Origin of the sequence: Enterococcus sp. MSG3290, assembly GCF_050555565.1 — a bacterium.
Lineage (GTDB): Bacteria > Bacillota > Bacilli > Lactobacillales > Enterococcaceae > Enterococcus_B > Enterococcus_B faecium.
On record NZ_CP187862.1, the window covers coordinates 2,340,728 to 2,353,267 of the forward strand.

The 12,540-nt window shown below is 38.9% G+C and carries 15 protein-coding genes and 1 other annotated feature; of the genes, 4 read left to right on the forward strand and 11 right to left on the reverse strand.

Annotated features, from left to right (window positions below; genetic code table 11):
- Nucleotides 1-232 precede the first annotated feature (232 nt).
- A complete protein-coding gene (locus IGL31_RS11380; protein ID WP_086300256.1) occupies nt 233-1,765 on the forward strand; it encodes an ABC-F family ATP-binding cassette domain-containing protein in 1,533 nt (510 codons plus the stop codon).
- A 190-nt stretch (nt 1,766-1,955) separates the two neighbouring features.
- Here IGL31_RS11380 and IGL31_RS11385 read toward each other — a convergent pair whose 3' ends face one another.
- The 6 genes from IGL31_RS11385 to rplK all read right to left on the reverse strand — a co-directional run bounded on the left by IGL31_RS11385 (nt 1,956) and on the right by rplK (nt 6,584).
- A complete protein-coding gene (locus IGL31_RS11385; protein WP_002301341.1) occupies nt 1,956-3,158 on the reverse strand; it encodes an MFS transporter in 1,203 nt (400 codons plus the stop codon).
- A gap of 81 nt (nt 3,159-3,239) precedes the next feature.
- Complete coding sequence (locus IGL31_RS11390; RefSeq protein WP_086300255.1) at nt 3,240-3,929, reverse strand: TVP38/TMEM64 family protein; 690 nt, start codon at nt 3,927-3,929, stop codon at nt 3,240-3,242.
- Nucleotides 3,930-4,034: 105 nt separating this feature from the next.
- Nucleotides 4,035-4,403: a 50S ribosomal protein L7/L12 gene (rplL, locus tag IGL31_RS11395; RefSeq protein WP_002294588.1), complete on the reverse strand. Its 369-nt coding sequence runs from the start codon at nt 4,401-4,403 to the stop codon at nt 4,035-4,037.
- Between the two features lie 52 nt (nt 4,404-4,455).
- Entirely contained in the window at nt 4,456-4,959 is a 504-nt protein-coding gene (rplJ, locus tag IGL31_RS11400) for a 50S ribosomal protein L10 (RefSeq protein WP_002291634.1), read from the reverse strand.
- A gap of 203 nt (nt 4,960-5,162) precedes the next feature.
- Nucleotides 5,163-5,290 (reverse strand) — a sequence feature (ribosomal protein L10 leader region).
- A gap of 78 nt (nt 5,291-5,368) precedes the next feature.
- Nucleotides 5,369-6,058 carry a 50S ribosomal protein L1 gene (rplA, locus tag IGL31_RS11405; protein WP_002294587.1) on the reverse strand — a complete coding sequence of 230 codons (690 nt, stop codon included), beginning with the start codon at nt 6,056-6,058 and terminating at the stop codon, nt 5,369-5,371.
- A gap of 103 nt (nt 6,059-6,161) precedes the next feature.
- Nucleotides 6,162-6,584 (reverse strand): 50S ribosomal protein L11, encoded by a 423-nt coding sequence (gene rplK, locus IGL31_RS11410; RefSeq protein ID WP_002291638.1) that lies wholly within the window; start codon nt 6,582-6,584, stop codon nt 6,162-6,164.
- A 342-nt stretch (nt 6,585-6,926) separates the two neighbouring features.
- On the opposite strand from rplK, the gene sdaAB reads away from it, so the two are divergent.
- Both sdaAB and sdaAA read left to right on the forward strand, forming a co-directional pair.
- Nucleotides 6,927-7,595, forward strand: a complete 669-nt coding sequence (sdaAB, locus tag IGL31_RS11415) for an L-serine ammonia-lyase, iron-sulfur-dependent subunit beta (RefSeq protein WP_002307114.1) — start codon at nt 6,927-6,929, stop codon at nt 7,593-7,595.
- Between the two features lie 12 nt (nt 7,596-7,607).
- Nucleotides 7,608-8,480: an L-serine ammonia-lyase, iron-sulfur-dependent, subunit alpha gene (gene sdaAA / locus IGL31_RS11420; RefSeq protein WP_002294584.1), complete on the forward strand. Its 873-nt coding sequence runs from the start codon at nt 7,608-7,610 to the stop codon at nt 8,478-8,480.
- 90 nt (nt 8,481-8,570) lie between these two features.
- Here the strand turns inward: sdaAA and IGL31_RS11425 are convergent, their stop codons facing one another.
- The 5 genes from IGL31_RS11425 to rpmG form a co-directional block, all read right to left on the reverse strand.
- Entirely contained in the window at nt 8,571-9,671 is a 1,101-nt protein-coding gene (locus IGL31_RS11425) for a lactate oxidase (RefSeq protein WP_002319574.1), read from the reverse strand.
- Between the two features lie 91 nt (nt 9,672-9,762).
- Nucleotides 9,763-10,650 (reverse strand): alpha/beta fold hydrolase, encoded by an 888-nt coding sequence (locus tag IGL31_RS11430; protein WP_010829736.1) that lies wholly within the window; start codon nt 10,648-10,650, stop codon nt 9,763-9,765.
- 76 nt (nt 10,651-10,726) lie between these two features.
- The gene (nusG, locus tag IGL31_RS11435) at nt 10,727-11,272 is read right to left on the reverse strand and encodes a transcription termination/antitermination protein NusG (protein WP_002294580.1); all 546 of its coding nucleotides are present in this window, start codon (nt 11,270-11,272) and stop codon (nt 10,727-10,729) included.
- A gap of 100 nt (nt 11,273-11,372) precedes the next feature.
- Entirely contained in the window at nt 11,373-11,543 is a 171-nt protein-coding gene (gene secE / locus IGL31_RS11440; protein ID WP_002294579.1) for a preprotein translocase subunit SecE, read from the reverse strand.
- Nucleotides 11,544-11,566: 23 nt separating this feature from the next.
- The gene (gene rpmG / locus IGL31_RS11445; protein WP_010727345.1) at nt 11,567-11,719 is read right to left on the reverse strand and encodes a 50S ribosomal protein L33; all 153 of its coding nucleotides are present in this window, start codon (nt 11,717-11,719) and stop codon (nt 11,567-11,569) included.
- Between the two features lie 161 nt (nt 11,720-11,880).
- On the opposite strand from rpmG, the gene cbpA reads away from it, so the two are divergent.
- Nucleotides 11,881-12,525 (forward strand): cyclic di-AMP binding protein CbpA, encoded by a 645-nt coding sequence (cbpA, locus tag IGL31_RS11450; protein WP_002294577.1) that lies wholly within the window; start codon nt 11,881-11,883, stop codon nt 12,523-12,525.
- Nucleotides 12,526-12,540: the final 15 nt, after the last annotated feature.

Consider the following 12,540-nt stretch of genomic DNA (forward strand, 5'->3'; position numbering starts at 1 on the left):
GTGATTGCTCCTTTGTATTTTGGTATAGCCCAATTATAGCATTTTTTTTTTCTTTTTACAATAATTAGTATAGACCAAATTGCATTTTTTTCATTTTCTTGACAATAAATAGGAATCCGTGTTAGGTTTCATAAGATGGTTCAATCAAACAATCCATGTTGCATGAAAACCAAGCAAGTGATTCACTGTGGACGCTTTATGTCTGCAGTTTTTTTATGAAAAAGGAGTTATTATGAGTATACTGACATTAAACAACATTACCCAGCAATTTGGCGACAAAATCCTCTATGAAGGTGTCGATCTGCAATTAAATGCTGGCGAACATCTTGGGCTGATTGGACAAAACGGAGCCGGTAAAAGTACATTGATTAAAATCATCACTGGTGAGATCTTACCAGATGACGGACAGATCCATTGGCAAAAAAATATTCACAAAGGTTACCTCGATCAATATGTGGAAGTCGATGAAACATTAACAATCGAAGAATTTCTAAAAACTGCGTACGCAAAAGAATACGAAAAGGAAGAAAAAATTGCTTTTCTTTACCAAACATATAGTGAGACCTTCGATGATTCCTTGCTGGAAAAAGCTGGGAAACTCCAAACGGAATTAGACCAAGGAGTGTTTTATCAAATCGACACCTTAGTTGCTGAGATGAGCAGCGGGTTGGGGATCGATGTCTTAGGTTTAGATTCACTGTTGAAAAATCTAAGTGGTGGACAACGTTCAAAGGTGATTTTAGCAAAACTACTTTTAGAAAACCCAGATGTTCTGATCTTAGATGAACCAACCAATCACTTAGATGATCAGCATATCCAATGGCTGACGCAGTTTCTTCAGGATTTTGACGGTGCGTATATCGTGATTTCCCATGACCAAGAATTTCTTGATCAGATCACCACCCATATCGCAGACATCGAGTTTGGAAAGATTACTAAGTATACTGGCCATCTAAAACAAGCATTGAAACAAAAGGAACAAAATCGCGAAAGCTATTTGCGCCAATATCATGCTCAACAAAAACAAATCGAAAAGACCGAAGCTTATATTCGAAAATACAAAGCCGGTTCCCGATCAACGATGGCAAAAAGCCGACAAAAACAATTAGATAAAATCGAACGGCTGACGCCTCCAGCTTCAGCAAGTAAAGCTGTCTTTGATTTTCCATTCTCGCCTATTGTCACGACATTAGCAGTGGAAACAACTGATTTAGTCATCGGATATGATCGACCGCTACTTGCACCCATCAATTTGACCATCCGCTTTGGTGAAAATATTGCCATTCGAGGCTTCAACGGGATTGGAAAATCTACTTTATTAAAAACACTGATCGGTGAGATTGAAAAAATAAGTGGCGATTTCCACTTCCCAGATAACACAAAAATCAATTACTTTTCACAAGATCTGTACTGGGAAAATCCATTAGAAACACCACTACAATATTTAAGCAGTCAATTTCCAAAAGCGACTATCAAAGAATTACGTCGCCAACTAGCTAGAGCAGGGTTAGTTAATCAATTAGCAAGTGAACCTCTCACTACATTAAGTGGTGGGGAACAAACTAAGGTGAAACTTGCACAGTTGACAATGAACCAAGGTAATTTACTGATTCTCGATGAACCGACGAACCATATCGATCAAGAAACGAAAGAAAGCTTACAAGACGGGATACAGAAATTTCCAGGAACAGTAATCATCGTCTCTCATGAACAAGAATTTTATCAAGATCTTGTGCAACGAGTCATTGAGATTGAACCAAAATAAACGTTTGATTGAATAGTTGAAAAAAAGGAGCTGTGACAAAAATTTTGTCACAACTCCTTCTTCTGAATAAATGGTGTCCAATTAGCTGACCTTCGGTATTAGCTCAAAAAACGGCAAAATATGAGGAGCTATTTTTATTTGGCTATTCTTATTACTTGATGCAGAACAGCTTTTCACAACCTCTTTTCGTCTATTTTTTATTTTCGAGATTTCTCTTTCCTTTAAAAACAACTGTTTGAAAGAAGAACGCACATCCTTGAAAAACAAGCCCGCTAACCGTTACACCTAACCAGCCATACTGCTGCCACATTGTCGTCCCTAGCAATGAACCAGCCGCACCTCCAATAAAGTACATAAACATAAATACAGTATTATTTCGGTTGCTTGCTGCTTCACCTAGCCCTTGTACTCGTGTTTGATTGGCGACTTGACCAAATTGATTCCCGACGTCTAATAAAATAATAGCTAAAAGCAAAATGGCCAAATGGCTTCCGCCAACCAATAAAGCAATAAAGCTTATTGTTTGCATAACAAGTCCCATATACACGATTTTTCTTTCAGAATAAGAATCTGCCAGTCGTCCCACGATAGGTGCAGCAACTGCTCCAGACAAACCAAAAATCGCTAATATCCCTGCTTCGAATGTTCCCCAATTGTAGGCGGGACTGCTGATATAAAAAATCAACGTAGACCAAAAGATCGAAAATGTTCCAAACATGAAAAATCCACTGACTGCCGCTTCTCTTAATAGACGTTGAGAAGCAACTAAATGCGGCAAACTTTTAAGTGAATCAAGGTATGAAACAGCTGTACTACTTTGCTGGACAGAACGCGGCATTTTCCAGTAAAGCAGAAGTGTAAGAATTCCGACTGCACATAAAGCAAATAAATAGATCATCCGCCAAGAAAAAAGACTTGCAACAATGCCAGACACCGTGCGAGAAAGCAAAATCCCCACGAGTAAACCGCTAAGCAATGTACCCATGACCTTCCCTCTTGCTTTTGGTCCCGCTAATACCGCACCGTAAGGAATGATGATCTGTGGTACGATCGAAAGTAACCCAATCAAGAAAGAAGCGCATGCAAATAACGTAAACGAAGGCGCAAAAAAAGCGGCCAACAGAGAGACGGCAGATAACGCTGCCATTCGAATGATCAATTTTGGACGATCCACCACGTCCCCTAAAGGAACTAAAAACAGTAACCCTAACGCATAGCCTAATTGGGTCAACATCGTCAATATCCCGACTGCACTTGTGCTAACAGATAAGCTTGCTGCTACTTTCGTTCCAATCGGCTGGATATAATACATATTGGCAACAACAACGCCACAAGTGATTGATAATAGTAAAATAAGCGAAGTTGTTAAAGGTGTTTTTTCATTACTCTTCATTGATTTCCCCCATTTCCTATCTTAGTTTACAACTTATGGAAAAGATTGGAAATAGAAAAATACAACTATTCGCCACACTTATTATTTGTGCTTTTGTTTTCCTTGTTTTTTCTTGCGATCTTTATAAATAAAGACAACTAACCCTACTAGTACAGTAACACTTGCAACCAACATAACTGCAGTTTTATTATATCCATGAAACAGAGCTTCTCCACCACACGCATACAACACAGACGAAGGGATGACTCCAATCACGATCGACAATATGATTTGCTGTAGAGGCAATTTCATCGCATCTGCAGCAAAATTGACCATAGAAGATGGGATCACCGGTATCATGTAACCTAACATTACGCCTATTTTTGGATGTTTCATTTGCCGAATAGATTGCACCCAATGATTCGTTTCGGTTTTCTTATCTAAAAATTTTAAGCGATGCATAAGGAAAATTGCAGTGATGTTACCAAGAGCATTACCCAAAATGTTGATGATCGCACCTGTCAGTGGTCCAAAGCTCAAACCAGCGATGACTCCAACTACTGAAGTAGGAATACCTGGAACAGCACACATCACCGCTGTCAATACGATCAAGAGTATCGATGCAAAAGTCCCATGCGAACGAATATGTGCGAGTAGCTCTGCCTTACTTGCTCTCGGATTTAAAAATAATTGGATGTCTGTCTGATATTCTAAATACAACCGATAGCCCACTACCAGTATCAGAATGATTCCCAACGTGATCAACATCAATCGGATTATTTTCTTTTTCATATTTCCTCCTGAAAAAAATCTATATTCATTAAATAATAGTTTAACATAAAAACAAAAAAGCACCGAAATCCAACATAGGATCTCAGTGCTTTTAAATAGTAAAAATTATTTAACAGTTACAGATGCGCCAACTTCTTCAAGTTTAGCTTTCAATTCTTCAGCTTCTTCTTTAGATACGCCTTCTTTAACTGGTGCAGGAGCGCCATCAACTACAGCTTTAGCTTCTTTCAAGCCTAAACCAGTTGCTTCACGAACTGCTTTGATAACTTTAACTTTTTGGTCTCCAGCTGCAGTTAATTCTACAGTGAATTCTGTTTGTTCTTCAGCAGCAGCAGCGCCACCAGCAGCAGCTACAGCTACAGGAGCAGCAGCAGATACGCCAAATTCTTCTTCAATAGCTTTAACTAGGTCGTTAAGTTCTAGGATAGTTGCTTCTTTTAACTCAGCAACGATGTTTTCAATGTTCAATGCCATTATAATTTCCTCCGTTTAATTGTTCTTTTTTATTTAATGCTTTATGCGGCAATTAAGCTGCATCTCCATCTTCTTTGTCTGCCACTGCTTTGACAGCGTAAGCCACGTTGCGGACTGGCGCTTGTAGTACAGATAGCAACATAGATAGAAGTCCTTCGCGATTTGGCAATTTTGCCAATGCTGTGATTTCTTCCAATGAAGAGACTTTACCTTCGATGATACCGCCTTTGATTTCTAATGCTTTTGCTTCTTTAGCAAATTCGTCCATGATTTTCGCTGGTGCGACTACATCTTCGTTACTGAATGCAACAGCTGTAGGTCCAGTGAATACTTCGTCCATGCCTTCAAGGCCAGCTTTTTTAGCTGCACGTGAAAGAATAGAATTTTTGATAACTTTCATTTCTACGTTAGCATCACGAAGTTGTTTACGTAAACGTGTTACTTCATCAACTGTTAATCCGCGGTAGTCAACGACTACTACTGATGCAGCTGCTGTAAATTTTTCGCTTACTTCATCAACGATTGCTGCTTTTTTTGCGATAATTGCTTCACTCATTTTTGAGTTTCACCTCCTGAATTTTGATGGAAGAGTTTTTTGCACTGAAAAGGCAAGTCACTTTTATAGTTACTTTGCTCAACCAGTATTGTTCATCACCTATTCACTTCGTTCATAGTGATTCTACTCGCTTTGCTCGAAAGGAAACTCCTTTCGCTTTGCTCAACCAGTATTGTTCATCATCTCTTCACTTCGTTCATAGTGATTCACAATAAAAAACTCTATGCCACCGCAGACATAGAGGGACTATTGAATATATTCAATAAACGTCCTCGGTAGGAAATTAAGGTTTGATGCCACCTACTGTCTTCGGTACAAGTTAATTATTAACCTCAACTAGCTTAGCATGCTAAACTAGTTGAGTCAAGAATTATTTTTCAGTTGGATCAATCAACATTCTAATATTTAATTAGAAAGAAGCTTGGTCAACATGGATACCAGGTCCAAATGTTGTTGTGATCGTTACATTTTTCATGTATTGACCTTTAGCTGCTGATGGTTTAGCTTTTAGCAATACATCATGGATTGCTGCAAAGTTTTCAACTAATTTTTCATCGTCAAATGAAACTTTTCCGATTGGTACATGGATATTTCCAGCTTTGTCCACACGGTAAGTTACTTTACCAGCTTTCACTTCGTTTACTGCTTTTGTTACGTCCATTGTAACTGTACCAGTTTTAGGGTTTGGCATTAAGCCTTTTGGTCCTAATACTCGTCCTAGACGACCTACAGTAGCCATCATATCAGGTGTTGCAACAACTACATCAAAGTCAAACCATCCGTTTTGGATTTTTTGAACCATGTCGTCGTCACCTACGAAATCTGCACCAGCTGCTTCAGCTTCTTTTGCTTTGTCTCCTTTAGCAAAAACTAAAACAGTTTGTGTTTTACCAGTTCCGTTTGGTAATACAACAGCACCACGGATTTGTTGGTCTGCTTTTTTAGGGTCTACGTTCAAACGGTATGCAACTTCAACTGTTGCATCAAATTTTGCAATGTTTGTTTCTTTTGCTAAAGCTACTGCTTCGGCAACAGGATAAACTTTACTTGAATCAACTTTTTTTAATGCATCTTGCATTTTTTTGCTCTTTTTAGCCATTTTGGTTCCTCCTTGATTGTGGTTATAACGGTTGTACCTCCCACGTGTTCTATATCTTTCAATATAGAGCCAACTGAGAAGCTGCTGTCTTAGGGTGTATAGATTATTCTACAGTGATCCCCATGCTTCGTGCAGTTCCTTCAACCATGCGCATTGCTGCTTCAACGTTAGCTGCGTTTAGGTCTTCCATTTTTAATTCAGCGATTTCTCTTACTTGATCGCTAGAAACTTTCGCAACTTTATTTTTGTTTGGTTCGCCTGAACCTTTTTCGATTTTAGCTGCTTTTTTCAATAGAACAGCAGCTGGCGGTGTTTTTGTAACGAATGTGAATGAACGGTCTTCGTATACAGAAATAACAACCGGAATGATCAAACCTGCTTGATCAGCTGTACGAGCGTTGAATTCTTTTGTGAATCCCATGATATTGATACCCGCTTGACCTAGTGCAGGACCTACTGGTGGAGCTGGAGTTGCTTTACCTGCAGGAATTTGCAATTTAACGATTTTTTCTACTTTCTTTGCCACGAGACATACCTCCTTAAGTCCGTGATGTGGTTAATTGGAGATGCATATTTCTCCTCCCACGTTTTATCTGATCTGAAAAAATCCAGACAAATAATGTGCAAAACAATGCACACTGGTACAGTATAGCAAATTTATTTGTTTTTTCAAGATTTTTTTCTGCTATTTTTACATTTTGCTTGAATAAACGCTAAATTTATTCTAAAAAAACAACAATTTTTCGTTCCCATTTCTTCTTTTATGTTACACTTGCGCTAGCATGGTTCAACAGATGAAAGCAAACAATAACACGGTTTTTTAGACCCTTGTACAAAGATTCCTACATAACAAAATGAGGTGGAGAAAATGAAAGATTTAAGGTATAGAAGTGTCTTTGATATTATTGGACCTGTGATGATTGGTCCAAGTAGCTCTCACACTGCCGGAGCTGCTAGAATCGGGAAAATCATACGTAGTATATTTGGCGAACAACCTGATTCTGTAGATATTTATCTATATGAATCATTTGCAAAAACCTATCGGGGGCACGGAACAGATATTGCATTAGTTGGCGGCCTGTTAGGGATGGAACCCGATGATGAACGTTTAGCTGATTCTTTGAAATTGGCATATGAAGCCGGTATGGAAGTCTTGTTTGTTCCTAAGAGTGAAAAAGCCGAACATCCAAACTCTGTAAAGATGCTTCTAAAAAAAGGAACACGAAAGCTTTCAGTCACTGGCATTTCGATCGGCGGTGGCAATATCCAGATTTCTGAATTGAATGGATTCAAAATTTCTTTAAGCATGGGTACTCCTACCTTGATCGTTGTCCACCAAGATGTTCCAGGTATGATTGCTAAAGTGACTAGTATACTTTCTGAGACCAATACGAATATCGGTACTATGACAGTGACACGGGAATCAAAAGGCGAAAGTGCCATCATGATCATTGAAGTAGATAATCCTCAAGTTGAAGAAACGGTAAAAAGACTCAAACAGCTGCCAAATATCGACAGCGTAAATTATTTCGATTAAGGAGCTAAAAAAATGTTTTTATCGATTGAAGAATTAGTAGATCAAGCAAAAGCTTATCCAAGTGTAGCAGAATTGATGATTGCAGTTGAAATGGAAATGAGTGGCCGTTCCCGTAGTCACATCATCGAGATTATGGAAAAAAACCTCTCAGTAATGGAACAATCAATCAACGAGGGAAAAGAAGGTGTTACCTCCGTCACAGGAATTACCGGTGGTGATGCAAAAAAATTAGATGATTATTTAAATGAGGCAGACTTTTTAAGTGGAGAAACAATCTTAAAAGCTGTACGCAATGCTGTAGCTGTTAATGAAGTCAATGCAAAAATGGGGTTGATTTGTGCTACACCGACTGCCGGAAGCGCGGGTGTTGTTCCTGGTGTGCTGATGGCTGTCCGAGATCGGCTTGATTTGACACATGAACAGCAATTGGAATTCTTATTTACCGCTGGCGCTTTCGGGTTAGTTATCGCAAACAACGCTTCTATCAGTGGTGCAGAAGGGGGATGTCAAGCAGAAGTTGGTTCTGCAAGTGCAATGGCAGCAGCAGCTTTGGTTTGTGCAAAAAATGGGACTCCTCATCAAGCAGCACAAGCAGTAGCCATTACATTGAAAAATATGATGGGACTGATTTGCGATCCCGTTGCAGGCTTAGTTGAAGTCCCGTGTGTCAAACGTAATGCTTTAGGCTCTTCTCAAGCTTTTATCTCTGCTGATATGGCATTAGCGGGTATCGAAAGTGTCATTCCGCCGGATGAAGTCGTTGCTGCAATGTACCAAGTCGGACGTCAAATGCCGTCGATTTTCAAAGAAACAGCAGAAGGTGGCTTAGCTGTTACGCCAACTGCTAAACGACTTGCGGAAGAGATTTTAAATAAGAGGGCGTGATAAAGCTCCTTAATTTCGAGTATTAAGAGATTAGTTATCTTCATAACAAAAAACGAAGAGAGGACTAATTGCCCTTCTCTTCGTTTTTTATTAATCCATCAATTTCGTATTTTTTACTTCATCGATCGTTTTTGTTCCTGCAAGTTGCATCGTGATCGACAATTCTTTGTTCAGGTGTTCAAAAACAGATGTTACTCCTTCTGCCCCACCTAGATTCAACCCATAAATCACTGGTCGGCCAATCGCAACTAAGTCAGCACCACTTGCCAGAGCTTTGAAGACATGCTCTCCTCGACGGACACCAGAGTCGAAAATCACTGGTACACGTTTGTTGACTACTTCGGCAATTTTTGGCAATACTTCAAAGGAAGCAGGACCTCCATCTAATTGACGTCCACCATGATTGGATACCCAGATACCATCTGCCCCTGCAGAGATAGCGATTACTGCATCTTCTGGCGATTGTATTCCTTTTACGATAACTGGAAGATGGGTGATTTCTTTGATTGTTTTGATGTCATCTGGTGTCAAGCCTTGTTTTGCAGCTGCATAAATTTCTGCGATTCCTTTTCCTTCGCCATTACCACTTGCACTTTGTTCGCTATACGCAGCTAAGTTAGGCATTGGTAATGGAAATTGGAATTGATTGATGACGTCTTCTTCACGGTAACCACCGAGCGTTGAATCTGCCGTTAAAATGATAGCTTTAGCCCCTGCTTCTACTGCTTTGTTCAAAATGAACTCATTGAATCTGTCGTCTTTACTCATATATAATTGGAAAAACTGCGGTGCGCCTGGCGCTGCATCGGCTGCGTCTTTGATTGTCGTATTTGCATAAGTGCTGATGGAAAAGATTGATCCAGCAGCAGCTACTCCTTTAGCTGTATCAGCTTCCCCTTTTTCATGTGCCAATCCTTGGGCCGCTGATGGCGCTTGGATAATCGGTGTATCTAATTCAATTCCGAAAACAGATGTATGCAAATCGGCTGAGTCGATTCCGCGTAATATCCGTGGCATGATTTTCTTTGTATTAAAAGAAGTCGTATTTTCTTTCATCGTCCACTCATCTTCAGAACCACCGCGAATATAGCCAAAAGCTCCTGCTTCCATGCGCTCTTTTACACGACCTTCTAGTGAGGCAATGTTTACAATATCGATTGGATGTTCTTCATTACTTGTATGATAAGTCATAGTAGATCCTTCTTTCATCTTCTTGATTACATATAAATCATACTAAACTTACAAAAAGTAAGCAAACATTTACTCTCAGATACTTTTATCGCTATTCTTTCCAAATAAATCGACTTACAAGCTGATCTACTTCTTGGTTTTCATGAAGCATACTATGAGAGGCATTTTCACCTGTCACTACTTTTTCCTCTATTTCATTTCCGCGTTGCTTCAACAACGCATAGACCGCTAATGCACTGTTTAACGGTACTGTTCCATCACTCAAGTCTGTTTCATCTAGTTGACCAGCAATCAAGAAAAATCGAGTGGTTATAGGAATATTACCGATCATTTGCTGGTAATCTTGATAGCGGTTAGAAACGACAGCAGGCCCCTTTGCTAACTCATCTGTCAGAGACTGCGCACTGTCATCGACAAAATCATTAAAAGGCGCGCCAATTGCTGTTAATGTCTGAACTTGTGGCAATGACGTATCCTGTCCATACGTTCCTAAATAGCGTAGTGCACTAACTCCTCCCATGGAATGCCCCACTATGTTGACTTTATCTATGCCGTAGTTTTCTTTCAGATACAAAAGACAAGATTTGATCCATTCTGCTTGATTCCACTCGTTATTTTTATTATCTTCAAACAATACTTGGACCATCGGATTGTCTGCTTTTCCAGACAAATCTCCTGTTGCTTGTATTTGTCCATCTGTTCCTACTGTTAAAACCAATTCTTTTACTGCTTGCTGATTTTTTTCCAAACGCCGCAACATCCCTTTAAAGGAATTTTCTGTCCCGCTGTAGCCGTGGAAAAAAAGTGTTGGAATAGTGGTTTTTTCTATCACTTTACTGGATTCTGCCGTTTTTTCTTTATCAGAAACTTCAGTAGTATTTATCTTCGTCGTCTGGCAACCACTTAACGCAAACAAACTGATAAGGACTAAAGCTGCTGCAGTTGCACGTTTGCATAAATTTTTGATTGGTTCTGTCATACACCTCTTCCTTTCCATATAGAAAAAAGAAAGACTTGAAAGGCCAATCATATGATCAACATTTCAAGTCTCTTTATTAATCGATTTTATCTACTTGATCGAAATCAAGTTCTGTACTGGTTTCACGTCCAAACATATCGATGTTGACTTTCAATTTTTCTTTTTCTCCGTCAACTTCTGTTACTTGTCCTTCTAATCCAGCAAATGCGCCTTCGATGATTTTCACGACTTCGCCAACTTCTACTTCTAGATCATTTTGTCGCAGGCTCATACCGATAGAACGCAAGATATGATTGACTTCTTCTGGAAGTAATGGTGCTGGTTTGCTTCCGGCTCCGTGTGAACCAACGAATCCTGTCACACCAGGTGTGTTGCGGACAACATACCATGAAGCGTCTGTCATGATCATTTCAACAAGTACGTATCCTGGGAATGTTTTATGAACGATTTCTTTTTCTTTCCCATTTTTGACTTCAGTTTCTTTTTCTTCAGGAACAACGACACGGAAAATAAAGTCGGCCATTTTCATACTTTGCGCACGAGATTCGATATTTGCTTTTACTTTGTTTTCATATCCTGAATATGTATGCAAGACATACCAGTTTTTTTCAAAAGATTCCATTGAAGGCTCCTCATTTCATTGTAAAATAAAAAAACCTCAGTACACCCGAAGTTTTTCTTTCGCTTCATTATAGCACTAAAAGTACGTTGTGGCTAGCGAGTTATTTTAAGATCCAGCCAAATAAACTTTGGATGGCTGTATCCATTACGTAAAACATCAATCCGAAAATAATAGAAGTTTCGATGACTACTAACGTATCTTTACGGAGTTGTTTTCTGCTTGGCCAAGTTACTTGTTTGATTTCATCTTTTACGCTTTTTAGAAATTTCATGAGACAACCTCCCTTGCTACTGTTTATTTCGTTTCTTTATGTAATGTATATTGATTACAATATTTACAAAACTTATTGATTTCCAAACGTTCGCCGCTTTTTCCTTCACTGACTGATTTTGTGTAGTTGCGAGACCCACAAATGGAACAAGCGAGTGCTGCTTTTTTCTTTGCCATTTACTTCTGCCCCCTTGCTGAGAATCAGACTTATACTTCATAACAGTATCACGTAACTTTTTACTTGTCAATTTGTGAAATAAACTATCTATTGTTTTGGATAAAATTATGATATGATTAATTTGAAATTAAGCTAAAATGAGACAATTGGAGGTATAGCGATGCTATTAAAAACACTTGTATATAAGAAAAAAGATCTGACAACCGTTACAGAGACTAGTACATTAGAAGAAGCATTAAAAATTTTAGAAACTTCCGGATACCGTTGTGTGCCGATCTTAGATTCTTCAGGTAATATTTTCCGTGGAAACATTTACAAAATGCATATCTATCGTCATAAAGCAAATGGCGGTGATATGACACTTCCTGTCACTCATCTTTTGAAAAACGCTACAAAGTTCATTTACCTGGATACTTCTTTCTTCAAAGTATTCTTTACGATCAAAGAGCTTCCTTATATTGCTGTCCTTGACAGTGAAAATCATTTTTATGGTATTTTGACACATAGTACGTTGCTTAATATGCTCTCTCAATCTTGGAGCGTAGAACAAGGAAGCTATGTACTGACAATTGCTTCCACAGGAAAGCAAGGAGATTTGGCTGCTATTGCAAAAATCATTTCAAAACACAGCAGCATTGCCAGCTGTATTACTCTTGATATCGAAAAAGACGAATACATTCGACGTACATTGATCACGCTACCGGCTAACACTGAAGCGAAAGTATGTGAAACGATCGTCAACCACTTAGAGAAAAAGAATTATAAAGTGGTAGAAATTGAAAATTTGCAAAACCAAGAAGCATAATCAAAAAGCGAAAAA

Coding starts and splice junctions, on each gene's coding strand:
- IGL31_RS11380 (WP_086300256.1), top strand. CDS start 233: ATGAGTATACTGACATTAAACAACATTACCCAGCAATTTGGCGACAAA.
- IGL31_RS11385 (WP_002301341.1), bottom strand. CDS start 3,158: ATGAAGAGTAATGAAAAAACACCTTTAACAACTTCGCTTATTTTACTA.
- IGL31_RS11390 (WP_086300255.1), bottom strand. CDS start 3,929: ATGAAAAAGAAAATAATCCGATTGATGTTGATCACGTTGGGAATCATT.
- rplL (WP_002294588.1), bottom strand. CDS start 4,403: ATGGCATTGAACATTGAAAACATCGTTGCTGAGTTAAAAGAAGCAACT.
- rplJ (WP_002291634.1), bottom strand. CDS start 4,959: ATGAGTGAAGCAATTATCGCAAAAAAAGCAGCAATCGTTGATGAAGTA.
- rplA (WP_002294587.1), bottom strand. CDS start 6,058: ATGGCTAAAAAGAGCAAAAAAATGCAAGATGCATTAAAAAAAGTTGAT.
- sdaAB (WP_002307114.1), top strand. CDS start 6,927: ATGAAAGATTTAAGGTATAGAAGTGTCTTTGATATTATTGGACCTGTG.
- sdaAA (WP_002294584.1), top strand. CDS start 7,608: ATGTTTTTATCGATTGAAGAATTAGTAGATCAAGCAAAAGCTTATCCA.
- IGL31_RS11425 (WP_002319574.1), bottom strand. CDS start 9,671: ATGACTTATCATACAAGTAATGAAGAACATCCAATCGATATTGTAAAC.
- IGL31_RS11430 (WP_010829736.1), bottom strand. CDS start 10,650: ATGACAGAACCAATCAAAAATTTATGCAAACGTGCAACTGCAGCAGCT.
- nusG (WP_002294580.1), bottom strand. CDS start 11,272: ATGGAATCTTTTGAAAAAAACTGGTATGTCTTGCATACATATTCAGGA.
- secE (WP_002294579.1), bottom strand. CDS start 11,543: ATGAAATTTCTAAAAAGCGTAAAAGATGAAATCAAACAAGTAACTTGG.
- rpmG (WP_010727345.1), bottom strand. CDS start 11,719: ATGGCAAAGAAAAAAGCAGCACTCGCTTGTTCCATTTGTGGGTCTCGC.
- cbpA (WP_002294577.1), top strand. CDS start 11,881: ATGCTATTAAAAACACTTGTATATAAGAAAAAAGATCTGACAACCGTT.